Annotated in this window: 25 protein-coding genes; 6 read left to right on the top strand and 19 right to left on the bottom strand. The window is 64.5% G+C overall.

Annotated features, from left to right (window positions below; translation table 11 throughout):
- Positions 1-18 precede the first annotated feature (18 nt).
- The 18 genes from N511_RS0103645 to N511_RS0103560 all read right to left on the bottom strand — a co-directional run bounded on the left by N511_RS0103645 (position 19) and on the right by N511_RS0103560 (position 16,898).
- Positions 19-1,092, bottom strand: coding sequence for a glycosyltransferase family 2 protein (locus N511_RS0103645; protein ID WP_027678047.1), 1,074 nt, complete (start codon positions 1,090-1,092; stop codon positions 19-21).
- Positions 1,093-1,148: 56 nt separating this feature from the next.
- Positions 1,149-2,459, bottom strand: a complete 1,311-nt coding sequence (locus tag N511_RS0103640; protein ID WP_027678046.1) for a glycosyltransferase family 87 protein — start codon at positions 2,457-2,459, stop codon at positions 1,149-1,151.
- Between the two features lie 29 nt (positions 2,460-2,488).
- Positions 2,489-3,511, bottom strand: coding sequence for a TadG family pilus assembly protein (locus tag N511_RS0103635; RefSeq protein WP_027678045.1), 1,023 nt, complete (start codon positions 3,509-3,511; stop codon positions 2,489-2,491).
- A gap of 31 nt (positions 3,512-3,542) precedes the next feature.
- Positions 3,543-3,989, bottom strand: coding sequence for a TadE/TadG family type IV pilus assembly protein (locus N511_RS0103630; protein ID WP_027678044.1), 447 nt, complete (start codon positions 3,987-3,989; stop codon positions 3,543-3,545).
- Between the two features lie 45 nt (positions 3,990-4,034).
- Positions 4,035-4,979, bottom strand: a complete 945-nt coding sequence (locus N511_RS0103625; protein ID WP_027678043.1) for a type II secretion system F family protein — start codon at positions 4,977-4,979, stop codon at positions 4,035-4,037.
- Positions 4,980-5,031: 52 nt separating this feature from the next.
- Complete coding sequence (locus tag N511_RS0103620) at positions 5,032-6,009, bottom strand: type II secretion system F family protein (RefSeq protein ID WP_027678042.1); 978 nt, start codon at positions 6,007-6,009, stop codon at positions 5,032-5,034.
- Positions 6,010-6,021: 12 nt separating this feature from the next.
- The gene (locus N511_RS0103615; protein WP_027678041.1) at positions 6,022-7,386 is read right to left on the bottom strand and encodes a CpaF family protein; all 1,365 of its coding nucleotides are present in this window, start codon (positions 7,384-7,386) and stop codon (positions 6,022-6,024) included.
- A gap of 39 nt (positions 7,387-7,425) precedes the next feature.
- The gene (locus N511_RS0103610) at positions 7,426-8,619 is read right to left on the bottom strand and encodes an AAA family ATPase (RefSeq protein WP_027678040.1); all 1,194 of its coding nucleotides are present in this window, start codon (positions 8,617-8,619) and stop codon (positions 7,426-7,428) included.
- Between the two features lie 92 nt (positions 8,620-8,711).
- A complete protein-coding gene (locus N511_RS0103605) occupies positions 8,712-9,020 on the bottom strand; it encodes a hypothetical protein (RefSeq protein WP_027678039.1) in 309 nt (102 codons plus the stop codon).
- 28 nt (positions 9,021-9,048) lie between these two features.
- A complete protein-coding gene (locus tag N511_RS0103600) occupies positions 9,049-10,941 on the bottom strand; it encodes a type II and III secretion system protein family protein (protein ID WP_027678038.1) in 1,893 nt (630 codons plus the stop codon).
- Between the two features lie 149 nt (positions 10,942-11,090).
- The gene (gene cpaB / locus N511_RS0103595) at positions 11,091-11,948 is read right to left on the bottom strand and encodes a Flp pilus assembly protein CpaB (RefSeq protein WP_027678037.1); all 858 of its coding nucleotides are present in this window, start codon (positions 11,946-11,948) and stop codon (positions 11,091-11,093) included.
- Between the two features lie 363 nt (positions 11,949-12,311).
- Entirely contained in the window at positions 12,312-12,854 is a 543-nt protein-coding gene (locus N511_RS0103590) for a prepilin peptidase (RefSeq protein ID WP_051530821.1), read from the bottom strand.
- Between the two features lie 122 nt (positions 12,855-12,976).
- On the bottom strand, positions 12,977-13,153 hold the full coding sequence (locus N511_RS0103585) for a Flp family type IVb pilin (protein WP_027678035.1): 177 nt from the start codon (positions 13,151-13,153) through the stop codon (positions 12,977-12,979).
- Between the two features lie 515 nt (positions 13,154-13,668).
- Positions 13,669-13,884 (bottom strand): Flp family type IVb pilin, encoded by a 216-nt coding sequence (locus N511_RS23685; protein WP_051530820.1) that lies wholly within the window; start codon positions 13,882-13,884, stop codon positions 13,669-13,671.
- 641 nt (positions 13,885-14,525) lie between these two features.
- Entirely contained in the window at positions 14,526-15,050 is a 525-nt protein-coding gene (locus tag N511_RS0103575; protein ID WP_027678034.1) for a TPM domain-containing protein, read from the bottom strand.
- Between the two features lie 22 nt (positions 15,051-15,072).
- On the bottom strand, positions 15,073-15,948 hold the full coding sequence (locus N511_RS0103570; RefSeq protein WP_027678033.1) for a TPM domain-containing protein: 876 nt from the start codon (positions 15,946-15,948) through the stop codon (positions 15,073-15,075).
- A 13-nt stretch (positions 15,949-15,961) separates the two neighbouring features.
- A complete protein-coding gene (locus tag N511_RS0103565) occupies positions 15,962-16,588 on the bottom strand; it encodes a LemA family protein (RefSeq protein WP_012761321.1) in 627 nt (208 codons plus the stop codon).
- Between the two features lie 106 nt (positions 16,589-16,694).
- Positions 16,695-16,898, bottom strand: a complete 204-nt coding sequence (locus tag N511_RS0103560) for a hypothetical protein (RefSeq protein ID WP_027678032.1) — start codon at positions 16,896-16,898, stop codon at positions 16,695-16,697.
- 92 nt (positions 16,899-16,990) lie between these two features.
- Here N511_RS0103560 and dapA point away from each other — a divergent pair, with 92 nt between their 5' ends.
- Complete coding sequence (gene dapA / locus N511_RS0103555) at positions 16,991-17,899, top strand: 4-hydroxy-tetrahydrodipicolinate synthase (protein ID WP_027678031.1); 909 nt, start codon at positions 16,991-16,993, stop codon at positions 17,897-17,899.
- Between the two features lie 531 nt (positions 17,900-18,430).
- Here dapA and hemL read toward each other — a convergent pair.
- Positions 18,431-19,732, bottom strand: coding sequence for a glutamate-1-semialdehyde 2,1-aminomutase (gene hemL, locus N511_RS0103550; RefSeq protein ID WP_027678030.1), 1,302 nt, complete (start codon positions 19,730-19,732; stop codon positions 18,431-18,433).
- Positions 19,733-19,947: 215 nt separating this feature from the next.
- Between hemL and N511_RS0103545 the strand changes: the two genes are divergently transcribed.
- From N511_RS0103545 to N511_RS0103525, 5 genes are all read left to right on the top strand, one after another.
- Positions 19,948-20,130: a rubredoxin gene (locus N511_RS0103545; RefSeq protein WP_003261842.1), complete on the top strand. Its 183-nt coding sequence runs from the start codon at positions 19,948-19,950 to the stop codon at positions 20,128-20,130.
- A 292-nt stretch (positions 20,131-20,422) separates the two neighbouring features.
- Positions 20,423-20,920, top strand: coding sequence for a response regulator (locus tag N511_RS0103540; RefSeq protein ID WP_009238904.1), 498 nt, complete (start codon positions 20,423-20,425; stop codon positions 20,918-20,920).
- A gap of 30 nt (positions 20,921-20,950) precedes the next feature.
- Complete coding sequence (locus N511_RS0103535; RefSeq protein WP_004629647.1) at positions 20,951-21,319, top strand: response regulator; 369 nt, start codon at positions 20,951-20,953, stop codon at positions 21,317-21,319.
- Positions 21,320-21,395: 76 nt separating this feature from the next.
- The gene (locus N511_RS0103530; protein WP_027678029.1) at positions 21,396-21,941 is read left to right on the top strand and encodes a chemotaxis protein CheW; all 546 of its coding nucleotides are present in this window, start codon (positions 21,396-21,398) and stop codon (positions 21,939-21,941) included.
- 258 nt (positions 21,942-22,199) lie between these two features.
- The gene (locus N511_RS0103525) at positions 22,200-24,437 is read left to right on the top strand and encodes a methyl-accepting chemotaxis protein (RefSeq protein WP_027678028.1); all 2,238 of its coding nucleotides are present in this window, start codon (positions 22,200-22,202) and stop codon (positions 24,435-24,437) included.
- Positions 24,438-24,508 lie beyond the last annotated feature (71 nt).

The following is a 24,508-nucleotide window of genomic DNA, read 5'->3' as shown; positions in this document are numbered from 1 at the left end:
ATGCGTCTCCGGTTGGCATCAACGCCGTGCGGCGTGGCTGCGCTGGCGTTCTCCTTGCGGCTGGCGCGGGCGAGCGCTGGCAATCGGGATCACTTGCCGGTTGTTGATGCTCGGTACGCGGGTGCGCGGGCGACGCTCCTGGTAGCGGCGCTTGACCAGGTAGATGGGGCGGCCCTTCGCTTCGTCATAGATGCGGCCGACGTATTCGCCGATCATTCCCAGGCCGATCATCTGCAGCCCGCCGAAGAACAGCATCAGCGATAGCTCCGAGGCGTAGCCCGGCACCACCACGCCGAAGATCATCGTGCGCAGGATGATGAACGCGCCATAGCAGAACGCCAGCGCAGCAACGAGCGCACCGAGATACGTCCAGCTACGCAACGGCAGCGTGCTGAAACTCGTGATGCCTTCCAGCGCGAAGTTCCAAAGCCGCCAGCCAGAAAACTTTGACGTGCCCGCGCTGCGTTTCTCACGCTCGTACTGCACGATGACCGTGCTGAAACCGACCCAGGCAAACAGGCCCTTCATGAAGCGGTGCCGCTCGGGCAGTTGCTTGAGCGCGTTGACCACGGCGCGGTCCATCAGCCGGAAGTCGCCCACGTTCTCAGGCAGCTTCAGGTCGGACAGGCGATTGTGGATGCGGTAATAAGCGGCGGCTGTCACGCGCTTGAGGAACGAATCGCAGGCGCGGTTGGCGCGCTGCGCCAGCACGACTTCGGCGCCTTTGCGCCAGTGCGCGACCAGCGTGGGGATCAGCTCCGGCGGATCCTGCAGGTCCGCATCGATGGGGATGACGGCATCGCCCTGCGCGTCGTCCAGGCCGGCGGTCAGTGCCGCTTCCTTGCCGAAATTGCGGGTCAGGTCCACCACCCGCACGCGGGGGTCAGCATGCGACACGGCGACGAGCTTGGCGAGCGTGTCGTCTGCACTGCCATCGTTCACGCACACGATCTCGAACTGCATGCTGTCGATCGATTCCAGGATCGGCACCACGCGGGCGAAGAACAGGTGCAGCGCATCGCCTTCGTTGTAGAACGGTACGACGAGGGAAAGCAGTGGCGCGTCGTGTGGGTCTTGATGATTCGGTTGCATGACTTCCCCCAAAACTTTGATGACGATATGCAGACCTATGACTGGTCTGTCGATACTTATGCGGTGGTGCGTGCGCTCGCCGCTGCCGGCATGGTTGTCGTAGCCGGCAGGCCGGACTTGGCGCTGGTGGCGGTGTGCACGCGTGCGTGCGTGAGCGTTCGGTGCACGGTCATCGCCATCATCGCCACCAGGAAGAACGGCCCGACCTGCGGTAGCTGGAACAGCGGATTGGTGAATTCGAATACCGGCAGCAGCCATGCCGCAACCAGCAGCCCGCGCTCCATGCCCGACAGACCGAAGCGAATGCCATGGCTGACGTAGCCTGCGATCGCCACGACGAGCCACGTCAGTTCATACGCCCGCACATAAGGCGAGATGAGCAGCGTGGCGGTTGCCAGCGCAGCAACACGCAGCCCGGTATCGCTCGTGCGGCGCCACACGATGGCGGTGGCAAGCGTTGCCAGTACGGCCACCGACATTTGAATCGCATAGGCCAGCTTGATACCGATGCCGGCTGCGCGCGCCGCCGCCAGGAAAGTCGGCATGACATACCACGCGGTGCCGCCGTGCTCGACGAGGTTGGTCTCGGCCCAGTGCGCGCTCTGGATGAAGGCGGGCACGGTGTCCCAGCCGCAGACGGCAATGCTGATGGCGGCGAACAGCACGGCGGTGACTGCCGCGCTGGCCATCGTCTTCCATGCGCGGATGACCAGCAGTACCACCGGAAACAGCAGCGCCAGTTGCGGCTTGATGGCGAGCAGGCCAATAGCGATGCCGGCCAGCACGGGCCGCTTGTCGAGCCATGCCACGGCCGTAGCGGCCAGCCCCGCGGTGAGCATCGAGTTCTGTCCCATCAGCACCGTCACGAACACGGCCGGCGAGCTGACCACCGACATCCACGCGTGCTGGCGCGCATCCACCTTGTCACCAAGCAGCCGGGTTGTGGCCTTCACATAGAGGCCGCCGCTGGCCAGCATGAACAGCAGATAGCTCGGCCACAGCGGCAACAGCGACAACGGCAGCACCACCAGCAGGAAGGTCGGCGGATAGAGCCACGGCAGGATGCGCTCGCTGCCCGCTTCCAGCGTGCCGAACTGGTTGATTACCACCATGATCTTGTCGATGTCGTAGGCGTCGAGCGGGTGACCATGGAGGGCGATGTGCGATGCGCCCCAGAAGACCGAGAAGTCCGACGCGGGCCCAGTGATGCGCGTATCCGTGAAGCCGTTCGTCACCCACGCACCCAGCGCGAAGATCAGCAGGAAGACAGCGAGCGCCAGCTTGCTGCCTTTGCGCACGGTGTCGGCGTTGATCCAATGACGATCGGCGACCGGCTGCGCGTGTTGCTGTTGATTCGACTGGACCATGGCGCTTTCCCCGTGAATGGTCTGTGAGCCTAGTTCGCGAGGCGCGGCGGCACATAGGCGCCGTAGTTTGTGCCGGAACCGCCGCCGCTGACTTTCGTGTTCGTGGTGAAGTTGCCCTCGATGTACGAGTGCGTGCCGTTGGTGGAGACCTTTGTGATCGTGAAGCCGGCAAATGCCACCACAGGCGAACTCGACCCGGGCACAACGTTGGCTACCACCGGCATCGTGACGGTGTAGGGCAGCGCGGGGATCGCGTTATAGACGCTGGTCTTCACGCCGGTGGAGATGTTGATGGTGTCGCCAATACTCACGGTGGTCGGGTTGCCGCTTGCGACCAGGCCTTTTTCGGTGTTGGCGTCGGTGGCGCCGCCAAAGCCCGTCCACTCGCCGCTGGCGCAGGTGTTGCTGCCGGGCGGGTAGCTGGCATCAATGTCGATTACGTATGGCTTGCCGGTCGACGGATCATTCAGCGGCTGATTGGTGGTGTAGTTCCAGTACAGATCGAACAGGCACTTGTTGAGCGCCACCGGAAACAGCGCCCCCGGGTTGGCCGTGCCCGGCGCGGCAATGACAGCGACCGCCGTGGCGCGGATGTCCGCTGTGCCGCCGCCAAACACCCACGTCAACCAGCCTTTGACGGCGCCACCGTTGACGCCCGATGCGCGCGTAATGGTGACTTGCACGCCTGGCACGTCGTTCGTTCCCGGTGTGATGGTTTGCGCCTGCATGCCGGCAGGGGTGCCGGTCAGGTTCCAGTAGCCGGCCGTGACCGTGCCGGTGGCGAGCTTTGTGCCATCAGAAGCATTGAGCGTGACGGCGTTGGTGCCCTTGGTGACGGCGTTGCTCCACTGCGGCGTGGGGCTGATCGGGTTGAGCCCCGCCGCGCCTGCCAGCGCCGCCGCGTCCGCCGCGTTCTGCAGCTCATTGCGCACCACATACAGGTGCGCCACGTCGACGGCGATGGCACCGACGGACAGGAAGACAACCAGCAACATCGGGGCAATCATTCCAACCGCGCCGCGTTGCCGTAGAGAGAGGGCTTGCTGGGTCATGGCACACCTCGCACAGTGCAGGAGCTGCGGGTTACTCGCAGAGCATGGTGGTCTGCGCGCTCATCGCCAGCGACCCCGTGAAGGGTGCCAGGTGGCCCAGGACCAACCCGGTGAACGTGTACGACACCGTAACCGTGAGTGGATTGCCGGTGGCCGAGCAGGTCGTCACCGCCCCGACCGTGCAGTTGGCCGCCGCGCCGAATGTCACCAGGCGGTTCTGGCAGTAGTTGGTCGCCACGCTCTGGATCTTGGTGCTGGTCGGCACTGGCGAGCTGAAGACCACGCCCGCGCGCGCGGCCTCGCGGCTCGCATTGGTGATGACGGCCTTGTCGTACCACGCCGCACCAAATTCGACGATGCCGAACACCACCAGCAGCAGGATCGGAAAGACCAGGGCGAACTCGACGCCGGCCGCGCCGCGCATCTTGCGGGTGCGGGCAGGGCGGTGCGCGGTACGTTGGGAGGCACGGGAGCGCATGATGGTCTCCTTGAAGCGATGGCGGGTCGACTGTTTGACTTCGATTTACTGCTGGGCCGCGACCGAGCGCAGTGCGCCAATCACCTGGATGGCAGCGGGGCCCAGCAGCACGACAAACAGTGACGGGAAGATGCAGAAGATCAGCGGGAAGAGGATCTTGGTGCCGATCTTGGCGGCGCGTTCTTCAGCCAGCATGTGGCGCTTGGTGCGCAGCATGTCCGAATGCACGCGCAGCGAATCCGCCACACTGGTGCCGAAGCGGTCGGCCTGGATCAGCATGGCCACCAGCATGCTGACGTCTTCCACGCCGGTGCGGGCCGCCAGGTTGCGCAGGGCTTTTTCCCGTGCTAGGCCGGCCCGCAGCTCGAGTGTCAGCAGTTCGTACTCTTCGGCCAACGCGGGGCGCGCGGTGCGCATTTCTTCCACCACGCGCAGCACGGCGGCATCCAGCCCGAGGCCCGCTTCCACGCACACCATGATGAGGTCCAGGCTGTCGGGAAACGCTTCGAAGATGTCGCGTTGGCGGCGGCGGATCTTTGCGCGCAGCACGATGTTCGGCAGATAGAAGCCGAGCAGCGCGGCACCGAACAGCACACTCAGAAGCTCATTCTGGTGGGTGGCATCAAAGCGGCCAATGAGCGCCCCAGACAGCAGCAGCGGCAGGCCGACCGCCAGCACCGTCTTGATGGCGAAGTAGATGGCCGGGGCTTCCGGAGAGCGCCATCCGGCATGCACGAAGCGCGTGCGCAGGTTCGAGGCATCCCAGCCGTCTTTGGGCAGCGACGCCTTGGCCAGCGGCTTGGCAATCTGGCCGATCTTGTGAAGCCAGTCGTTGGAGGGATCGTGCGGCACGAGGCTGGGTGCTTCGCGATCGATTTGCCCGAGACGACGCTGCAGCACGCTCGGCCGCAGGACGTTGAGCGCAACCAGCACTGCGCCGAAGACGATGATGAACGTACCGCCAAGCAAGACTGTCTGTGCGATCTGCATGTCCGTTCAGGGCTGCCCCTGCCTCCGAATTCTGTTCTTTTCCTACGGCGCTTTAGATGTGGATGCGCACGATCTGCCGAATCCACAGCACGCCCACACACGTCATCACAATGGCGGACCACATCATGTGAATGCCGCTCGGGTCTTTCCACAGCACCGACATCAGCTCGGGGTTCAACTGGTAGACCACGATTGCCATGCCTGGCGGCAGCGCCGTCAGGATCCAGCCGCCGAGCCGACCCTCCGCCGAGAGCACGCGCACCTTGTCGAGCAATTGCAGGCGCTTGCGAATGAGCGAGCCCACGTTGTCCAGGATCTCGGCCAGGTTGCCGCCGGATTCGCGCTGGATGAGGATGGCGATCACCAGGTAGCGCAGGTCGTCCACCGGCACGCGGTCGATCAGGCCGGCGAGTGCGTCGTTCAACGAGACGCCGTAGTTGATCTGGCTGAACACCATCGCCAGCTCGGCGCCGATCGGCTGCGGCAGTTCATCGCCCGCCATCTCGAGCGCGCTCGGCAGCGAGTGGCCGGCCCGCAACGCGCGGCTGATCAGGTCGGTGGCTTCCGGCAGTTGCGCTTCGAGCTTCATCAGCCGGCGCGTGCGTCGATGCAGCACGTAGAATAGCGGCAACGAGGCGCCCGCAGCGGCCAATGCAAGCGATGCGACCAACGGTGGATTGAGCGGCGAGATGCCGATGAACACCACCACGGGCACCACAAGCGTCAGCGCCAGAAAGCGGGCGACGGACCAGTCCAGCCCCGATTGCAGCAACAGCAGGTCGAGCCGATTGACGCGTGGCAACCGGCCCAGCAGTGCCGCCACTTCGGGCGATTCCGCCAGCACGCGCTGCTTGAGGATGCTCTCGTCTGCGCCGTGCCGTGCGCTGCTGAGCAGCGCCATCTTCAGCCGCTGGCTCAGGCGCTTGGCGGTCTGGCTGTGGCGGCTGTCCCACCACAGATACGCAGCGGATACGCCCAGCACAATGGCCACGAAAACCGAGAGCGTGAAACCGATCACCATGGTGTCCATGTCGGTTCTCCTTTAGACCTCGTATTGCACTGAGGGGTCGTACAGCGTCTCGGGCAGATGGATGCCGAAGGCCTGCAGACGCTCCGAAAACTTGGGCCGCACGCCCGTCGCGCAGAAGTGGCCCTTGATGCGGCCGTCCGCGTCGATGCCCTTGCGGCGGAAGGTGAAGATCTCCTGCATGTTCACGACGTCGCCTTCCATGCCGGTGATCTCCTGCACGCTGACCAGCTTGCGATTGCCGTCGGTCAGGCGGGTGACCTGCACCACCACGGTCAGTGCCGAGGTGATCTGCTGGCGCATCGTCTTGGTCGGCAGTTGCAGGCCCGCCATGCTGACCATGTTCTCGAGCCGCGTGAGCGCATCGCGCGGTGTGTTCGCGTGAATGGTGGCGAGCGACCCTTCGTGCCCGGTGTTCATCGCATGCAGCATGTCGAGCGCTTCAGCGCCGCGCACTTCGCCGAGGATGATGCGATCGGGCCGCATCCGCAGGGCGTTCTTCACGAGCGAGCGTTGCGTGATCTCGCCGCGGCCTTCGATGTTGGCGGGGCGCGTTTCCAGGCGCAGCACATGGTTCTGGCGCAGTTGCAGTTCGGCCGCATCTTCAATGGTGACGATGCGTTCGTTTGCCGGGATGTAGCCCGACAGGATGTTCAGCAACGTGGTCTTGCCGCTGCCCGTGCCGCCCGAGATCAGGATGTTCAGCTTGGCCTTGACCATCGCGTCGAGCAGTTGCGCCATTTCCGGCGTCATCGTGCGGAAGTTGACCAGGTCCTGGATCGTCAGCGGGTTGACGGAAAAACGCCGGATCGACAGCAGCGGCCCATCGATCGCCGAAGGCGGGATGATCGCGTTGATGCGGGAGCCATCGGGCAGCCGCGCATCGACCATCGGGCTCGATTCATCGATGCGGCGGCCAACGCGCGACACCATCTTTTCAATCACGCGCATCAGGTGTGCGTCGTCGTGGAAGGTCACGCTGGTCAGCTCGAGCTTGCCGCGGCGTTCGACGTACACATACTTGTGCGTGTTGACGAGGATGTCGGAGACGGTCGGGTCGGCCAGCAGCGGTTCGAGCGGGCCGTAGCCGAGCATCTCGTCCTGCACGTCGGAGACGAGGCGGCGGCGCTCGCTTTCATTGAGCTGGTGCTTGCCTTCGTCGACGATGCGTTCGACCAGTTGCGCCAGTTCGCGCTTGATCTGCTCGGGCGTGAGCTGCTGCAGGCGGCTCAGTTCCACGCGGTCGATGATGATCTGGTGCACGTCCTGCGCCACTTGCTGATAGGCCGCGCTGGTGTGACCGGTTGAGCCATTGGCGTACGCGACGCGTTGCGGTAGCGCTTCGCCGGCTTGCTGAAAGAGTTGTTCTCGCAATGACATGATGGGCTCCACGCGATCGATCGATGGGTTAGGCACGCGTCAGGCGCGCACGGGCGCCGGCACTTGGTTTGCATGGCCGAACAGCTTGCGCAGCAGGCCGTCACGCTGCGGCTGCGTGGCAGGGAAGAGCTGCCGCGCCATGTCCGTCAGCGCGCGGCTGATCGGGCTGTTCTCGGCCACATCGAGCACGGGGCGCCCCTGGTTGACGGAGTCGCGCACGGTAGCCGGGTCATACGGCAGCACATGCGAGACCGGCATCCCGAAGGCGCTTTCCAGGGTGTTCTGCGTGAACGACACGCGCTTGTCGTACTGATTGACGATGAGCTTCAGCCGTTCTGCGCGATAACCGAGCGAGTGGCAGATCTCCATCAGGCGGCGGCCGGCACGCAGGTAGGCGAGATTCAGTTGCAGCACGGCGTAAATCGCGCTGCTGTGGTCCAGCACCAGGATCGACGCCGGGTTGATGTCCTGCCCCAGGTCGAACACGACCACGTCGTACATCGATGCAGCGAGAGTCAGCAGGCGTTCCAGATGCATCGCCTTGATCTCGCCGGCCTTGATCGGGTCACCCGCGCCGGCCAGGACGTCGAAGTCGGGGCCGACATGCGTGACGCAGGTATCGAGCAGGGCGGCATCGAGCCGGTCAATCTGGTTGCAGACATTGGCCAGCGTTGCCGGCGGGGTCTGGTCCGTCACCAGGAAGGCGGCGTCGCCGTATTGCTGGCAGAGATCGACGAGCAGCACGTGCTTGCCATGCCGTGCGCTGAGCACATGCGCAAAGTTGGCGGCGGTGAAGGTGGTACCGCTGCCGCCCTTGCACGACAGGAACGACAGCACCTGGCCCTCGTTGCGCGAGCCGGACAGCGCGTGGCTCGTGCAGCGCTGCAGCTCGTCGCGAAACTCGTGCGCGTCGGGCGGCCACGGCAGCACGCACTGCACGCCCGCGCGCATGGCCCGCATCAGCAGGTCGGCAGACGGGTTTTCCGTCAGCAGCATGCAGAGCGTGTCGGGGCGGTCCGTCGTCAGGCGGCGCAGCTGCTGGATGTCGTCGGCGCTGAAGGTGGCGGCTTCCAGGATCAGCAGATCGGCGCCCTGCGCGAGCCCTGGCTGGCCGAGTGCCTTGGCCGGGGCGGCGCACGTGCGCTGAACGACGTGGCTGGTGGCCTGCGCAATCAGCCCCGCGAGGTATTGCAGGTGCGATTCGTCGGCGGATACGAGAGCGATCTTGGCCATGGCCGGGCTCCTGTGAGCGTCTGGTGACGCGCCGCGGGCGGCGGCGCGTTTTCCTCTTTCAGCGTTCTTGCAGCGTTCGTGCGTGGTGCGATCTACCGGTCTTGCGAACTCAGGCTGCTGCCCGATCCCACACCCACCGTGAAGGCACTGACATCGGCCGACGGCTTGACGAACTGGGTGTTGTAGCGATCCATGGCGGCGGTGGCGGCACGGCCGTCGACGCCCGTGACCGGGTTGGTGTTGGCCGATGCATTCGGGTTGAGCGTCTGCATGGCCTGCACCGAGCGGACGGCCTCACCGAAGTGCTTGTCGTACTCCGGGGTGGTCGTCATGCAGCCAGCCAGGGTGAGGGCGATTGCGCTGCAGAGTCCGGCCCGCGCCAGCTTCGAAGTGATGTTCATGATCGTCTCCTTGAAGGTTGCGGTCGGGTCAATCGTGGAAGGGCTGTTCGCCCATCGACACAAAGCGGCGTGCGTTCGGTGCCGGCGCCATGGGAGCCGGCGCGGGCGGCGTGCCGTTGTCGGCCGGTGCAGCAGGTACCGTGGCGGCTGCGGGGGCTTGCGCTTCGGCTGCGGTGTCGGCTGCAGCCGGTGCGTTCGCGGTGGGGGCTGGCGCTTGAACAGGTTGGGCTGCGGGCGCTGCGGCCGCTGCAGGTGCAGCTTCAGTGGCCTTTGGTGCCGGCAGCGCGGAAGCCGGGGCGGCCATCGCGGCCGGTGCCTTGACCGGCTTGGCCTTGTGCCCTTCCATGTTGCCGTTGAGCAGGATCTCGCCCGTGTTGACCTGACCGAACGTATCCGTCGGCAGCGGGTAATCGGCGGGCAGCGGCTTGACCAGGCGCGGCGTGACCACGAACACCAGCTCCGTCTGGTCCTGCTGGAAGCTTGTGCTGCGCGCCAGGGCGCCGATCACCGGCAACTCGCCGACACCGGGGATGGCCTTGAGGCTGCCCGTGATGTTGTTCTTGATCAGCCCGCCGATGGCAAAGCTCTGGCCGTCATGCACCTGCAGCGTGGTGGAGGCACGCCGCGTGGTGATCAGCGGCAGGATCTGCGTGTTGTTGGTGCTGGGCGAGGTGACCGATACACCGGTCGGGGACAGCTCCGAAACTTCAGGCGAAACCTTCAGGTTGATGCGGCCGTTTTCCATCACCGTGGGCGTAAAGCGCAGGCCCACGCCGAACGTTTCTTCCTGCAGCACGATGGTGGAGACACCGCCCACGGAGCCCCCTTGCGCGACAGGAATGAAGATCTTGCCGCCGGCAAGGAAGCTCGCTTCCTGCCCGCTGATGGCCATCAGGCTCGGCTCCGCCAACACCTTGACGAGCCCGTCCCCCTTCTGCGCATCCAGGGCGAACTTCAGCGGCAGGCGGTTGTTCTTGCTGAAGTTGACGATGTCGTTGGAGCCCGACAGGAAGTTGGCGAGCGCGCCGACCGACCAGCTGCCAAAGGCACCGGCCACATTGAGCGCCGAGCCCATCTGGTCGATCAGGGTCTTGGAGACTTCCGCCACCTTCACTTCCAGCATCACTTGTTGCGGGGCTTCGACCGCCATCATGTTGATGATGCGCGGACTGCGCAGCGGTGCGCCGTTCTGCCCGCCGGCATTCATCTGGCCGGTGGCTTGTTGACCACCGCCGCCTTCTTCGCGCACGGGGCCGCGCGACTGACGCGTGACAAACGCATTGGCGATGTCGACGATCTTCTGCGCCTGCACCGAGTCGCTCACCGTGCCGCCCAGCACGATGCTGTCGGCGGCGGCAGAGACTTCGACGTTCTTCGCGCCCGGCACCAGGCGGCGCAGTGCGGCTTGCAGGCCGGCCGGGTCTGCGCCCACCGACACGTCGATCACCGTGCAGGATCCGCTGCGGCCCTGCACGATCATGTTCGTGGAGCCGACTTCCAGCCCCAGCACGTACAGCGTCTGCGGCGACACCAGCATCGCCTGCACCACGCGCGGGTTGCCGACGGTGCGGCTGCGTACGGCTTCCGGCAGCTGCACCATCGTCGACTTGCCGATGGGGACGGTCACCTCGCTGTGTTCGCGCATGGCGCCGGTGCAGTTCGGCCCCTTGGGTGCCGAATCGCGGCTGGCTTCAGCGTTGCTTGCGCTGCCGATGGTCAGCTGGATCGGCCCGCTGGCCGACATGCGCATCGGCTTGGCGGGCGCCGCCGCGTTATTGGTCAGGATGGCGGATTCCACACCGACCTGCGCGTGCGCCGCACCTGCCCAAAGCCCCCCCAACATGGCCACTGCGGCTGCAGTCGCCTTCATGTACGTCCCCATGCAGCGTGTCTCGCCGCGTTGCGTGATGAGTCGGTTCATGGTGATCCCCCAGATTGGTTGTTCTGCAAGACAAGGCCGGTTATGTGTTGCCTGTGACCGTGCCGGAGCCCTCTTCCTGGGGCCTTTGGTCTGTTCTTCCTGTTGTGTTGTTGATCGTTGCCCGTGAGTTTTGAGTGATGCGCTTCGCTTCAGAAGCACTCGGCGCCGTGATCCACGCCGGCAATCACGCCGATGCAGTTGCCGGGTGCGCGCTGCGCAGCAGCCACGCGGCGTACCACCTGCACCGTCTTGACCACCGGCACCGCCACGGCCGCCGTGATCTTGGGCTCCTTGAGCAGCGTGCTCTTGGTCGCGCCACTGGTATCGGCGGGTTGCGGGTCGACCTGGTTGCGCAGCACCAGCGAGAGCGTGCCCACGCTGCGTGCGAGGTCGAGCTTCTCGGCTTGTTCCGGTGTGACTTCCAGCGTGACGGCGTTCACGACCTTGGGCTTGGTGTCGTCGCGGTTGACCTCTTGCGCGACGGCCAGCACCAGGATCTTTTCCAGCACGATCTTCGAGATCGACTGATCGGAGCGATCGCTCGCCGCTGCCTTGCCGTCTTTGTTGTCTTGCAGCGTGTTGACGATGATGTCGACGTAGCTGCCCGGCAGCGCGAAGCCCGCCACGCCCACCACGTCATTCACCCGTACGGTGATGGCGCGTTTGCCGTCGGCAATGACGGCCGACAAACCGCCCGCGGTGCCTTGCGGCGTGAGCTTCGATTCCAGTACCGGCTCGCCGCGCGTCAGGCTGGCGCGCACGACGCGGCCGCTGAGCGCTTGCGTGTCGGAGATGGCGCCCGGCGGCAGGCTGGCGGTCGGCCAGTCCACCACCTTGATGAAGTCGGGCGACAGGCGCTGGCCGAGGTCAATGTCGGCGGCGGCCACGGCCACCTTGGTGATGCCGCTGCTGCTTTGCTGCGTGAGCCAGCGCGAGGCGAAGACCACCGCCGCAAGGCCGGCGATCGTGGCAATCAGCAACATGGAGAGAATGCGCAGGTTTTTCATTTCCCAACCCCACTCAGATGGTTCTCAATCCCACCGCCACTTGGTCCGAAGACACGTAGCGGGCATGCACGGCCGGCCAAGGCGCCGGTCAGCCGAAGAAGAGGGGGAGGCGGGCGGTGCGTGCCAGGATGGACGCGGTCCACAGGCGTGGCGATGGGGTGCCGCGCAGGTCCTGGCTTGCCCGATGGTGCGACTGGATTGACGCATGTCACTTCTCCCCGGTCCTGGACCGTTCTTGCGTGGTCCTTGATGCCTTGTGTGTCTGGCGCGTGCCTGGTGGCGTTCATTCCGTCAGGCTGACTGCGGCGACGCCGTGTGCTTGTCTTGCACCGCATCGGCACGCGTCAGGTGTTTCCCCCTCGGCTACAACACTCCCCACTTCACCAGTAACGTGCCTGCGGCAAACGCCACCGCGTACGGCAACTGGATCGTTCCGCTGCGCTTGCCCCCGCTGTCCGGCGAAGGCACGGCCTTGCCACCGAACGGCAGCGACATCAGCAGCGTTGAAACTCCTGCAAACGAGCGTTGCGCGTCACGGCGCAGCAACACCATGGCAAGCGCGAGCACCCCGCCTGCCAGAAAACTCACGAAGGCAATGTGGAAGGCGCCGAAGGGCCCCATGAAGGCGCCGATCGCGCCCATCAGCTTCACGTCGCCGGCGCCCATTCCACCGAGCAGATAGACGCCGATGCACAGGCCCATGCCCACCGCTGCGCCACCGAGCCAGGCGAGCGCGCCAGCGGTGAAGCCCTGTGTGAGGCATTGCGCGAGAAGCGCTGCCACGAGACCCGATGCCACCAGCCAGTTCGGGATGCGGCGCGAGCGCACGTCGCTCGCTGCGGCCATCACGATGAGCACGATCAGGCTGAGGTTCGCCAGGGCGCTCAGGCTTGTCAGGGTGGTCATCTCGGGTTCCTCTCGGGCGATTGTTCTGGCTGTCCGCGCGGCATCGGGTGCCGCGGGCCAGCGTGTATTCGGCCGGATCAGGCCCGGGGCTGCCGGACCTGACCTGGGCGCACTGGCACTGCTCAGGCGGCGGCCGTCGACAGCTGGGTTGCGATCGAATTCCAGATGGCGCCGACCGCGGTCTTGACGGTGGTCCCGTAGGTCACCATCACCAGAGCCACAAAGGCCAGCAGCAGTGCGTATTCCACGCCGGCTGCACCGTCTTCTTCGCGCACGAAACGCTTGATCATGGCTTTCATTTCAATCTCCTCACGTCATGGTTCAAGGAAAGGCGCACCGCTGAAGATCGGGCGCTGGGTTCTGGCCAGACAAGCCGGCCAAGGCCAAACCAGGGGTTCCGGAGATCGTGTGCGCACACCGGTGCCACACCGGCGCGAAGGCCAGCATGTTCCGGAGCACGACAACACCAAGAGGCTCCCCCGACTTCACCAGTTCTCAGGGCTCGCACCGGCGTGGCCGCTGGTGGTCGCTCGCCCGGACATCGCCGCAAATCGCAGCAGGTGTCCACTGGGCGCCGTGGGCTGGTCCACCATTCCTCCAGGGACCGGCTCACGCCTGAAAGTGCAACAACTTCCGTGTTCACCGCAGACGCTCCCGGCGGGTTGCCGGTCCCTGCAGCCGGCTGGCCTCTTTGTGCCAGCGCGTTCACAACTTCCCCGTACGTCTTCTGTTCTGTTCGCTGCGCTGCTCGTCTGGCATGCGCTGTGTGCTACCGGCCCGTGGTGCGATTGCGCGCTACCCAGGCCTTGGAATATCAACCACCCGAACCACCGCCCTGCGAACCCGATGATCCGAACCCGCCGGGTGTCATCAACACCGATGCCGCGTTGCTCCAGAAATCGCCCACGCTGGTTTCGACGCTCGCCATGACGGCAATCAGCACCAAGGCCACCATCACCAGCAGCAGCGCGTATTCCACGCTGGCTGCACCGGTCTGGCGACGCTTGATGTGTTGGTCTTTGGTTTCCACGTCCCACCCCCTCAGGTGTGCGTCGGTTCTGTCTTGTCTTTCCGAAACACCGTGCTGCTATGTCGGCGGGAGCAACAGAGCGACGAACGTGCCATTGCCGCTAAGTCCTTGATTTTCAATGGCTGGGCAGGCGAGCCCGTGTCCAGCCCAGGCAACTGGCCAGCGCGTGTATCCCGGGCGTTACGCGCACTTTGTGCCGCCTGCGATACAGCAAACGATGCCTATGGAAGGTTTTGCGCAAATACCAAACGTGAAAGTGATGCATGCGATTTGTGCGCCGCAAAAACCCGCGGGTAAGCCCCCATCGGTGCCAAGCGCCGCAATGCGTGCATTGATGAAACATCGGGCCTTTGCCAAGACAAGATGCGATGCATCGGCGACGTCCAGCACGGTGTGGCCGCGAGGCGTGTTATGGGCGTGCTGCAGGAAAAAAGGCGTGCTGTATCGGAGAGGTGGCCTACGGCAAAGCCTTGGCCTGAGCTTGACGCCCGATGCGCCGCTGGTCATTCCCTCGTATGGAAGGATTAAGCGCGCGGCCGACAGGCGTGATGCGGCCCGATGTGTCAAAACCGTTTCACTTCTGAAACATGACCGGGCACGGCAGAGGAAGGAGAGAAGGAAACGAACGAAGCGCGGGGCCGTTACAGCACGACTGGCCGGTCGCTCAGCTCATTGGTGCGCGGCGTGCCATCGGAAGGCACGTGTGCGGCGAGGAGGTCGTTGATCTGCGCCAGCGCATCGAGCACCGGCGCCATGGCCACGCGCTGCGCAAAGCCGCGTGTGATGGTCTCGCAGATGGTGCACCAGGCGTGAGCGTCCACTTTGGCGGCGATACCGTGGTCGGCCAGGATCTCAACCGCGTGATCGGCCAGGTTGATGTAGAGCAGCACGCCAACGTGCTCGCGCGTGTTCCACACCTCCAGCAGCCCGAACAGCATGCGGGCGCGGTGACGCGGCGACACACCGGCCCACGCGTCGCGCACCGGCAGCGAGCTTTCGATGACGACACGCACTTCGCCGCGATGGCGTTGTTCGCCTTCTCGCACGGCGGCTTCGAGCTTTTGCAGATCGGCCGGCGGAAACGCGCGCCTGGCATGCGACGAAGTCGTCAGCAGGTGGGTGAGGGCACGGCGCGCGCCGTGGTGGTGTCGGGTCTTGGAAGCCATGGATGCCGTTACCTGCTGCCTGTTACCAGTTGCCGGAGGCGCCACCGCCACCGAAATCGCCACCGCCGCCGCCGCCAAAGCCGCCGCCACCGCCACTGCCGCCGCCGAAATCACCGCCGCCGCGTCCCCAGCCACCGCCGAGGCCGCCGCCCAATCCGCCACCCAGGCCGCCGATGGTGCCGGGGCCCCAGCCGCGGTTGCCCATCACCACGCGCGATCCGGGCCGGCCGGGCAGGCTGCCCGTGACGCGCCCGCCCGAGCGCATGGCCGCGCTCAGCACGAAGAACACGATGATCGCCAGCGGAAACAGCACCGGCAGCCAATCGCCGATGCCGCCGCCAGATTGCTGACGCTTCGCCCGCTCGGCCGGCGGCAGGCTTTCTTGGGCAATCACGGTCTGGATGGCCGAGATACCCGCCGACAGCCCGCCGTAGAAATCGCCCTGGCGGAAGTGCGGCGCCATCACGTCCTGCAGGACACGCTTGGATTGCGCGTCCGTCAGCGCACCTTCCAGGCCGCGCCCCACCTCGATACGCATCTTGCGCAGCGAGGCCGGGTTGTCCTTGGCGATGAGGATGATCGCGCCGTCGTCCACGCCCTTGCGGCCGGCCTTCCACGCATCGGCCACGCGAATGCCATACGCCTCGATGGGTTCCGGCGCGGTGGACGGCACCATCAGCACAAAGATCTGGCTGCCGCGCTGCTGCTCGTAATCGGCCAGCACCTGTTCGAGCGCGCTCTTCTGCTCGGCGCTGAGCGTGCCGGTCAGGTCGGTCACGCGCGCGGCCAGCGGCGGCACGGCCACCATGTCGCTTTGCGCGTGCGCAGACAGCGCGGCAGCCAGCCACAGGGCTGCAGTCAGCAAGAAGGCGAAGCAGGCACGCGCGCGCATCGACATGGTCATCAGCTCGTCAGAACTTCACTGCCGGGGCGGTGGAAATCCCCTTCTCGTTCTCGACCGTGAAGTTCGGCTTGACTTGGTAGCCCATCACCTTGGCCGTCAGGTTGGTCGGGAAGCTACGGGCCAGCACGTTGTAGTCCTGCACCGATTTGATGTAACGCTGACGCGCCACCGTAATGCGGTTCTCGGTGCCTTCGAGCTGCGATTGCAGATCACGGAACGACTGGTCAGCCTTGAGCTGCGGGTAGTTTTCCGACACGGCCATCAGGCGCGACAGCGCGCTCGAAAGCTCGCCCTGCACCTGCTGGAATTTCTGGAAGGCCGCCGGGTCGTTCAGCACCTCCGGCGTGATCTGGAAGCTGGTGGCCGCGGCGCGGGCCTTGGTCACGGCTTCCAGCGTGTCCTTCTCGTGCGAGGCATAGCCCTTGACCGTGTTGACGAGGTTCGGAATCAGGTCGGCACGGCGCTGGTATTGGTTGACCACCTCGGCCCAGGCCGCTTTGGTGGCTTCGTCCTTCGCCTGGAAATCGTTGTAGCCGCACGCAGACAAAAACGGTGCGGCGAGCACGGCCAACGACAGTGCCAGCCAGCGCAGCACCGAAAAACGCGTCGAGCGGAAGGTCAGGGCAGGGGTCATGAAATCCTCTAGATCTTGAATCCGAAAAGAATGTGGCATGAGACTGACAGCGCCTCACGACGTTCCAGCGCACTTTAGCTTATGCGCTTGACGCCCCAGTCACACATCAGTACGGTATGGGGACTTTTTTGACAATTTCCATGCGCGCGATTTCCCCTTTCTCGTCGATTAGCACGGCACCGGCATTCAGCCTGTCGGCCATGTCGACGCTCGCGCGCGCCAAAAAAGCCACCAAACAGCCGCTCGTCTGACCGGAGCGCTGTTCCGTCAGATGGGCGACGGAACAGCGGTTGACCGATACGTTGGACACGGTTGCCTCTCACCCGCATCTCGCGGGGCCGCATTCCCGAAGCGCTTCTGACGGTTCTTTGACCGGTCGTTGATTCGTCCAGGAGTGTTGTCGTGCTTGAAAATGCATCCACCCATCTGTCCACCCGCGAATGCCCGTCTTATGCGGGCATCTGGGTGCCCATCGTGACGCCGTTTGCCGATGACGCGGCACGGTCAGTCGACTACGGCGCCCTGTATACATTAGTGGTGCGGTACCGCGCGCTGGGCGTTGCCGGTTTCGTGGCGTGTGGCAGTACCGGCGAAGCCGCAGCGCTGACGGATCAGGAACAGGCCGACGTGCTGGATACGGTACGTGCCGCCGCCGACGGTTTGCCCGTGGTGATGGGCGTCTCGGGCAGCGCCCTCGCATCTGTACGCGAGCGAATGCTGCGCCTCGCCGAACATCGGCCGGCAGCGTTTCTGATTCCGGCGCCTTCCTACATTCGCCCGTCGCAGCGCGGGATCATCGAATACTTCACCGCACTGGCCGATGCCTCGCCCGTGCCGGTGCTGCTGTACGACATTCCGTATCGCACCGGCGCAAACATCGACACCGACACGCTGCTCGCGCTGGCGGCGCATCCCAACATCCACGGCATCAAGGATTGCGGTGGCGACGCGGACAAGACGCAGCGCCTCATCGCCGACGGGCGGTTGCAGGTGCTGGCCGGGGAAGATGCGCAGGTGTTCGGCACGCTGTGCGCCGGCGGTGTCGGGGCGATCATTGCTGCCGCGCATGTCCGCACGGAGCTGTTTGTCGAGATGGCCAGGGCGGTGCAGGAGCAGCGGTTGAACGATGCACGGCGGTTGCATCATGCGCTGGCACCGGTGATTCGGTTGCTGTTTGCCGAGACGAACCCTGGGCCTTTGAAGGCTTGGCTGGCTGCCGAGGGGTTGATTCGGAATGTGTTGCGGGCGCCGATGATGGGGGTTTCTGAGGGGGTGGGGAGGGAGTTGGTGGAGGTGGTTGGGCGGGTTTGATTTTGTTGTTGGTGGTCCACCTGCTTTTCGTACCCTGCCGGGCACGACCTACTTTTCTTTGTCTTGCCAAAGAAAAGTAGGCAAAAGAAAGGCGCGCCCGAGATGGCGACTTCCCCTTGGATTTGTGTCGCGGGAAGGGAGGGGAGGCAAACTCGCTGCGCTCAGACAGGCCTCCCCTCTTTATCCTTCCCGCAACAAAAATCCAAGGCGCCATCTAGGGCTCAACGTCAAAAGAAAAAGACCAACCCGTCGCGAGGTTGGCCTTTTCGTTTGGGCTTGCGCCCCGAGGGTGTGGCTTTGTCCTTTGACTTTCCTGCCCTAGATGGCGCCTTGAATTTCTGTTGCAGGGAGGAAAAAGAGGGGAGGCTGTCTGAGCGCAGCGAGTTTGCCTCCCCTCCCTCCCTGCGACATAAATTCAAGGAATCCTTCGCCATCTCGGGCGCGCATTTCTTTGCTTACTTTCTTTGGGCAAGACCAAAGAAAGTGAGTCAGCCCCGGCAGGGGATGAAACAAGGGATGCACCACTAGCGCTCAAACAGCCCTAAACGCCTTCCGAGCCGCCTCAAACGTCGCCTCCAAAATCCCATCATCATGCGTCGCAGACACAAACCCAGCCTCAAACGCAGACGGCGCCAGATACACGCCCTGATCCAACATCGCATGGAAGAACGCATTGAAGCGTCCAACATCGCTCTTGGTCACTTCAGCAAAGCTCGTCGGTACGCCTTCGCGGAAGTAGATGCCGAACATTCCGCCCACGCTGTCCGCGGCAAACGGCACGCCAACTTCACGTGCGATATCGGCCAGCCCATCCACCAGCTTGCGTGTTTGCGCGGCCAGTCGATCATGGAAACCCTCCGCCGCAATCAGCCGCAACGTGGTGAGCCCGGCTGCCACGGCCAGCGGATTTCCTGACAGCGTCCCGGCCTGGTACACGTTGCCCAGCGGCGCCAGGAATCCCATGATGTCGCGGCGGCCGCCAAACGCAGCGGCCGGCATGCCCCCGCCGATGACCTTGCCCAGGCACGTCAGGTCCGGCTTGATGCCGTACAGCTCCTGCGCGCAACCGAGCGCGACGCGAAAGCCGGTCATCACCTCGTCAAAGATCAGCACGGCGCCGTGCTCGGTACACAGCGAACGCATGGCCTGGTGGAATTCGTTGCTGCCACGCACGAGGTTCATGTTGCCGGCCACCGGCTCGACGATCACGGCGGCGATTTCCTTGCCGTGGCGGGCAAAGGCCTCACGCAGCGCGGCGACGTCGTTGTACGGCAGCACCATCGTGTGCTTGACCACGTCTTCCGGCACGCCGGCGGAAGACGGCGCGTTCTGCGTCGTATCGGCAAACGTCAGCAGGCCCGAACCGGCCTTGACCAGCAGGCTGTCGGCGTGACCGTGATAGCAGCCTTCGAACTTGACGATCAGGTCGCGCCCGGTAAAGCCGCGCGCCAGGCGCAGGGCGCTCATGGTCGCTTCGGTGCCCGACGACACGAGCCGCACTTGCTCGATCGACGGCACGAGCTTGCAGATTTCCTCGGCCATGACGACTTCGGCCTCGGTGGGCGCGCCAAACGAGAAGCTGTCGGCCGCGACGTCCTGCACGGCACGCACGACTTCGGGATGCGCGTGCCCGACGATCATCGGACCCCACGAACCGACGTAGTCGATATAGCGGGTGCCGTCCGCGTCCCACAGGTACGGGCCGGCTGCCTTGGCAATGAAGCGCGGGGTGCCGCCCACCGAGCGGAAGGCGCGTACCGGCGAGTTCACCCCGCCGGGGATGGTCTTCTGGGCACGTTCAAACAGGGCGGCGCTGCGGGAGGGAGTCGACATGGAGGGTGTTGGAAGAGAGCGTGGCGCCGAGCAGAGCGGCGCTGCGGTACGGTTTAAAGGCGGTTCGAGGCGATTATGCGGTGGTTTGCCGCAGATCCGGGTTGGATGCAGTCAAACACCGTGTCTGCCCGGCGCCTGTTCTGGCGTAGCCGGGCGTGATTCGGTACCATCTGGCCTGCCATTTTAATAGACGGAACCCACCGAAGCTTTGCCCTATGGAACAACAGATTGAATACAAGACGTGGATGTGCCTGATTTGCGGCTGGATCTACGACGAAGAACAAGGCGCCCCGGACGACGGCATTGCGCCCGGCACGAAGTGGGAAGACGTGCCCATCAACTGGACGTGCCCGGAATGCGGCGCGCGCAAGGAAGATTTCGAAATGGTGCAGATCTGATCCGGATCTGACCTGTCTCCCGTCAGCAAGTGAGTGTTTGCCCTCTTGCTGACAGCCAAGTATCAGGAAGTGACGGTTCGATGAATCGGCTCGTCGCTTCCATGCCACAAGCGCTCGGCGGACGGCCGGCGCCATTGACGGCGAATAGGTGACTTGTCACACTTCGTCAAATTCTGAGCTTCACACTTCATAAGCGGGCCGGGGGGCGTAGTTTTGAAGTCGTCGCCAGCGTGGGCCCTTTCCGTTTGGAGGGCACGCTGCGCGGCGATTTGCCGCGATCCATCCGGTCAGAATGTCGTGGCGACCCGTGGTCGCGCACTGCGAGAACATGATGCAATCCGCGCGGGTGGAACAACTGGCTGACTCTCAACCGCTGGCGAACTCTCCGCTGGCGCATTCCCTGACAGGCTGCAAAGTGCTGGTAATCGACGATTCCAGCACCATCCGCCGTACCGCGCAGATTTTCCTCACCCAGGCCGGGTGCCAGGTCGTGCTGGCCGAAGACGGCTTCGACGCACTGGCCAAGGTGGGTGACCTGAAGCCCGATCTCGTGTTCTGCGACATCCTGATGCCGAATCTCGACGGCTACCAGACCTGCTCGCTGATCAAGAAAAGCCCAAAGTTTCATGCCACGCCTGTGATCATGCTGTCTTCGCGCGACGGAATTTTCGACCGCGCGCGCGGCAAGTCGGTCGGGGCGGTGGACCATCTCGCCAAGCCGTTCTCGAAGGAAGCGCTGCTGGAGGCGGTCCAGACGCATTTGCCGGTGGCGCAAGCTGCCGCGCAGTGACGGCATCTCTCTTAATGAAGGACTGTTTGTATGGCAATCAAGAAAGTGTTGGTGGTCGATGATTCTCCGACCGAAGCGCTGCATCTGTCGGAGATTCTCGGCAAGAACGGTTTCAAGGTGACGGTCGCGGCCGATAGCGAGCAGGCCATGACCAAGCTCGAAGCCGAAACCTTCGACCTGATCCTGATGGATGTGGTGATGCCGGGCCAGAACGGCTACCAGGCGACCCGCGCCATCAAGAAGGACGAGCGCTTCCAGGGCATCCCCGTGATCATGTGCACGACCAAGGGCCTGGAGACCGACCGCGTGTGGGGCATGCGCCAGGGCGCATCGGACTACATCGTCAAGCCGGTCAAGGCCGAAGAGCTGCTCGAGAAGATCGCCAAGCTGGCGCAGTGATCCTGCGGCAGTTCGTTTAAAAGCGCGACATCAAGACCGCGCGCAGCAAAGAACCAGCACCGGACATGAGCCAGACGTGAACGAACAGCGCACCAACCTGACCTCCCGCCAGCGCCTGCACGAATACCAGGCGATGCTGGCCCGCCGCCTGCAGGAGGCGCGCGCCAAGTCGTCGACGGAAGGCTTTCTGGGCGTGCAGATCGGCGAGCACCACTGGCTGCTGTCGCTGACCGAAACCGGCGAGGTGCTGGACTACCAGCCGCCCGCACGCGTGCCGCTCACGCAGCCGTGGTACCTCGGTCTCGTGAATGCGCGCGGCAACCTGCTCGGCGTGATCGATTTCGGCCTGTTCTGCGGTGAAGCGCCGACGGGCAGTGGCAGCGGCGCCAAGATCGTGGTGCTGTCCAAAGACCCGCAGCGTGCGTGCGCGATTGTCGTGCCGCGCGTGGCCGGCCTGCGCAGCCTGAGCGATCTGCAGCCCGCGGAAGCCACGGTGGAAGAAGGGCGTCCGTGGTTGGGCCGCGCCTGGCGCGACGCCCAGGGCACGCAATGGCGCGAACTGGATGTGCGGCAGTTGCTGGCCGATCCGGCGTTTCTGCAGGTTGGCCGCAGCCGCACGTAAAGCGATTGGGCAATCAGGCCGTAGAGCCTTAGAGCCAGCAAGAACGATTGGGCACGCCGCAACGGGAGCGGGGTGTGCAGGGGCAAGAGGCGGTGCGCGGCGCGTGCAACAGGGCGCGCCAGGTGGCCAAGTGTATTCACAGGCACCGCCGAAGGTGCGTACCACGCCAGGTGGAACAAGGCGCGGACGCGGACGGGAAATCCATGCGGCTGATCTCGACAGAACGGGACGGCAGCATCGACAAGAAAAGAGGGTCCTATGGGGTTCAAGTGGTTCAACGCAGGTCGCCGTGCCGGTCAGGCAGGGGCGCCGGAGGTTGCAGCGGAGGGCGCATCAGCGGCTTCCGTGCAGTTGGCGCAGTTGGACAATGCGCCCCATGCGGATGACGACAATCCCGCTGGCCCGCCCACGCAGCTGGGCCGCTCGCCCATGGATGCCGTGGTCGGCTGGATGGAGCGCGTGCCGTTTGCCGCGCAGCAGCGCGTGTTCACGATCGGCCTGGTGGTTGGTCTGCTGGCCCTGCTGATCTCGGTGTACCTGGATAACCGCCAGGCCAACAACGGTTCGGTGCAGATTGAAATTGCCGGTGACACGCTGATGCACTCGCAGCGTCTGGCCAAGGCGGTGCCGGTGGCGCTGCTGGGTAACACCAACGCATTCGCGCAGCTCAAGGAAAGCCGCGCGCGTCTGCAGGAAAACCTCGATGCGCTGAAGAACGGCAATTCCGAGCGCGGCGTGCGCGCCTCGGGCGGCGAAGCCGAAGCGCTGCTCGACAAGTCGATCGAAGAGTGGAAGCGCAGCGACAAGAGCGCGCAGGCCATTCTGGCGCAGGAAAAGACGCTGGTGGCGGTGGGTAAGACGCTGAACGTGTTCAACGCGTCGAACCCCGAACTGCTGGAAGAAGCCGAGCAGATCTCGTCGATGAAGCTGCAGACCAACGCGCCGGCCCGTGAAGTGGCCGCCTCGTCGCAGCTGGTGATGTTGACGCAGCGTCTGGGTAAGAACATGAACGAGTTCCTGGCCGGCGAAGGCGTGAACCCGGAAACGGCGTTCCTGCTCGGTAAGGACACCAACACCTTCCGCGAAACCCTGAACGGCCTGCTCAACGGCTCGGAAGCGCTGCGCCTGTCGGCTGCCACCGATGCCGAGACGAAGGGCTACCTGCAAGAGCTGTCGACCCGCTTCGACAACGTGCAGAAGACCACGCAGATCATTCTGGAAAACCTGCCGGGCCTGATCGCCGCCAAGCGCGCCCAGCAGCAGATCTTCAACGACAACGAAAAGCTGCGTGCCGACCTGTCGGACCTGCAGTCCGCCTATGCCGGCAGCGTGCGCAGTCGTCCGGTGACGCTCGGTGCGGTGGTGCTGTCGGCCATCCTGACCGTGGTCTGCCTGGCCGGCCTGGCCGCCCTGTACCTGCGCGATTCGCGCGTGCGTACGATGGAAGCAGAAGCCCGTCAGCGCGAAGCTGAAGAGCGCCGGATGGTGGAAAAGCGCAACAACGATTCCACCCAGGCTGCAATTCTGCGTCTGATGAACGAGCTGCAGGACATTGCAGACGGTGACTTGACCAAGCAGGCCACCGTGTCGGAAGACATTACCGGCGCCATCGCCGACTCGGTGAACTACACCGTGGAAGAACTGCGCGAGCTGGTCGGCCGGGTGCAGCAGACGGCCGAGCAGGTGACGCAGGCATCGTCGGCGGTGCAGACCACGTCGGAAAGCCTCGTGGCCGCATCGGAAGAACAGTCGCGCCAGATTCGCCAGACCGGTCAGTCGGTGGTGGAGATGGCGGACCGCATTACGCAGGTCTCGCGCGGCGCAGCCGAATCGGCCAACGTTGCACGCGCCTCGCTGGCCGCTGCAGAGCAAGGTCAGCAGGCCGTGCAGAACGCCATCACGGGCATGAACGACATCCGTGACCAGATTCAGGAAACCTCGAAGCGGATCAAGCGCCTGGGTGAATCGTCGCAGGAGATCGGTGAAATCGTGGAGCTGATCTCGGACATTACCGAGCAGACCAACGTGCTGGCACTGAACGCTGCCATCCAGGCGGCATCCGCTGGTGAAGCCGGCCGCGGCTTCTCGGTGGTGGCAGAAGAAGTGCAGCGCCTGGCAGAACGTTCCGCCGAGGCAGCCAAGCAGATCGGCGCGCTGATCCGCACGATTCAGACCGACACGCAAGACGCGGTGCACGCCATGGAGCGCAGCACGGCGGGTGTGGTGGAAGGGGCGAAGCTGTCCGATAACGCCGGTGCCGCACTGGTGGAGATCGGTCGTGTGTCACGCCAGCTTGCCGAACTGATCGAGAGCATTTCGCAGACGACGTCGCACGAAGCGACGCTGGCTTCGGACGTTGCGCAGAACATCGAACAGATCCTGCACATCACGGAACAGACGTCGACCGGTACGCGCCAGACCGCGCAGTCGGTGCGCCAGCTCACGCAGCTTGCCGAAGAACTGCGTGACTCGGTGGCGCGGTTCCGCATCGCCTGATCTCGTCACCTCTGGATTTCGGGCGGGAACGCCGAAGGGGCCACCCCGGGGCAATCGCGGCAACCGCCACC

Origin of the sequence: Ralstonia sp. UNC404CL21Col (genome assembly GCF_000620465.1) — a bacterium.
In the GTDB taxonomy this organism is placed as follows: Bacteria; Pseudomonadota; Gammaproteobacteria; order Burkholderiales; family Burkholderiaceae; genus Ralstonia; species Ralstonia flatus.
The sequence above is the reverse complement of the archived record's forward strand: the minus strand, read 5'-3'. Positions and strand labels throughout refer to the sequence as shown.

Bases quoted from the DNA above. Each gene is read 5' to 3' on its own strand.
- N511_RS0103645 (WP_027678047.1), bottom strand. From the start codon at position 1,092: ATGCAACCGAATCATCAAGACCCACACGACGCGCCACTGCTTTCCCTC.
- N511_RS0103640 (WP_027678046.1), bottom strand. From the start codon at position 2,459: ATGGTCCAGTCGAATCAACAGCAACACGCGCAGCCGGTCGCCGATCGT.
- N511_RS0103635 (WP_027678045.1), bottom strand. From the start codon at position 3,511: ATGACCCAGCAAGCCCTCTCTCTACGGCAACGCGGCGCGGTTGGAATG.
- N511_RS0103630 (WP_027678044.1), bottom strand. From the start codon at position 3,989: ATGCGCTCCCGTGCCTCCCAACGTACCGCGCACCGCCCTGCCCGCACC.
- N511_RS0103625 (WP_027678043.1), bottom strand. From the start codon at position 4,979: ATGCAGATCGCACAGACAGTCTTGCTTGGCGGTACGTTCATCATCGTC.
- N511_RS0103620 (WP_027678042.1), bottom strand. From the start codon at position 6,009: ATGGACACCATGGTGATCGGTTTCACGCTCTCGGTTTTCGTGGCCATT.
- N511_RS0103615 (WP_027678041.1), bottom strand. From the start codon at position 7,386: ATGTCATTGCGAGAACAACTCTTTCAGCAAGCCGGCGAAGCGCTACCG.
- N511_RS0103610 (WP_027678040.1), bottom strand. From the start codon at position 8,619: ATGGCCAAGATCGCTCTCGTATCCGCCGACGAATCGCACCTGCAATAC.
- N511_RS0103605 (WP_027678039.1), bottom strand. From the start codon at position 9,020: ATGAACATCACTTCGAAGCTGGCGCGGGCCGGACTCTGCAGCGCAATC.
- N511_RS0103600 (WP_027678038.1), bottom strand. From the start codon at position 10,941: ATGAACCGACTCATCACGCAACGCGGCGAGACACGCTGCATGGGGACG.
- cpaB (WP_027678037.1), bottom strand. From the start codon at position 11,948: ATGAAAAACCTGCGCATTCTCTCCATGTTGCTGATTGCCACGATCGCC.
- N511_RS0103590 (WP_051530821.1), bottom strand. From the start codon at position 12,854: ATGACCACCCTGACAAGCCTGAGCGCCCTGGCGAACCTCAGCCTGATC.
- N511_RS0103585 (WP_027678035.1), bottom strand. From the start codon at position 13,153: ATGAAAGCCATGATCAAGCGTTTCGTGCGCGAAGAAGACGGTGCAGCC.
- N511_RS0103575 (WP_027678034.1), bottom strand. From the start codon at position 15,050: ATGGCTTCCAAGACCCGACACCACCACGGCGCGCGCCGTGCCCTCACC.
- N511_RS0103570 (WP_027678033.1), bottom strand. From the start codon at position 15,948: ATGTCGATGCGCGCGCGTGCCTGCTTCGCCTTCTTGCTGACTGCAGCC.
- N511_RS0103565 (WP_012761321.1), bottom strand. From the start codon at position 16,588: ATGACCCCTGCCCTGACCTTCCGCTCGACGCGTTTTTCGGTGCTGCGC.
- hemL (WP_027678030.1), bottom strand. From the start codon at position 19,732: ATGTCGACTCCCTCCCGCAGCGCCGCCCTGTTTGAACGTGCCCAGAAG.
- N511_RS0103545 (WP_003261842.1), top strand. From the start codon at position 19,948: ATGGAACAACAGATTGAATACAAGACGTGGATGTGCCTGATTTGCGGC.
- N511_RS0103540 (WP_009238904.1), top strand. From the start codon at position 20,423: ATGTCGTGGCGACCCGTGGTCGCGCACTGCGAGAACATGATGCAATCC.
- N511_RS0103535 (WP_004629647.1), top strand. From the start codon at position 20,951: ATGGCAATCAAGAAAGTGTTGGTGGTCGATGATTCTCCGACCGAAGCG.
- N511_RS0103525 (WP_027678028.1), top strand. From the start codon at position 22,200: ATGGGGTTCAAGTGGTTCAACGCAGGTCGCCGTGCCGGTCAGGCAGGG.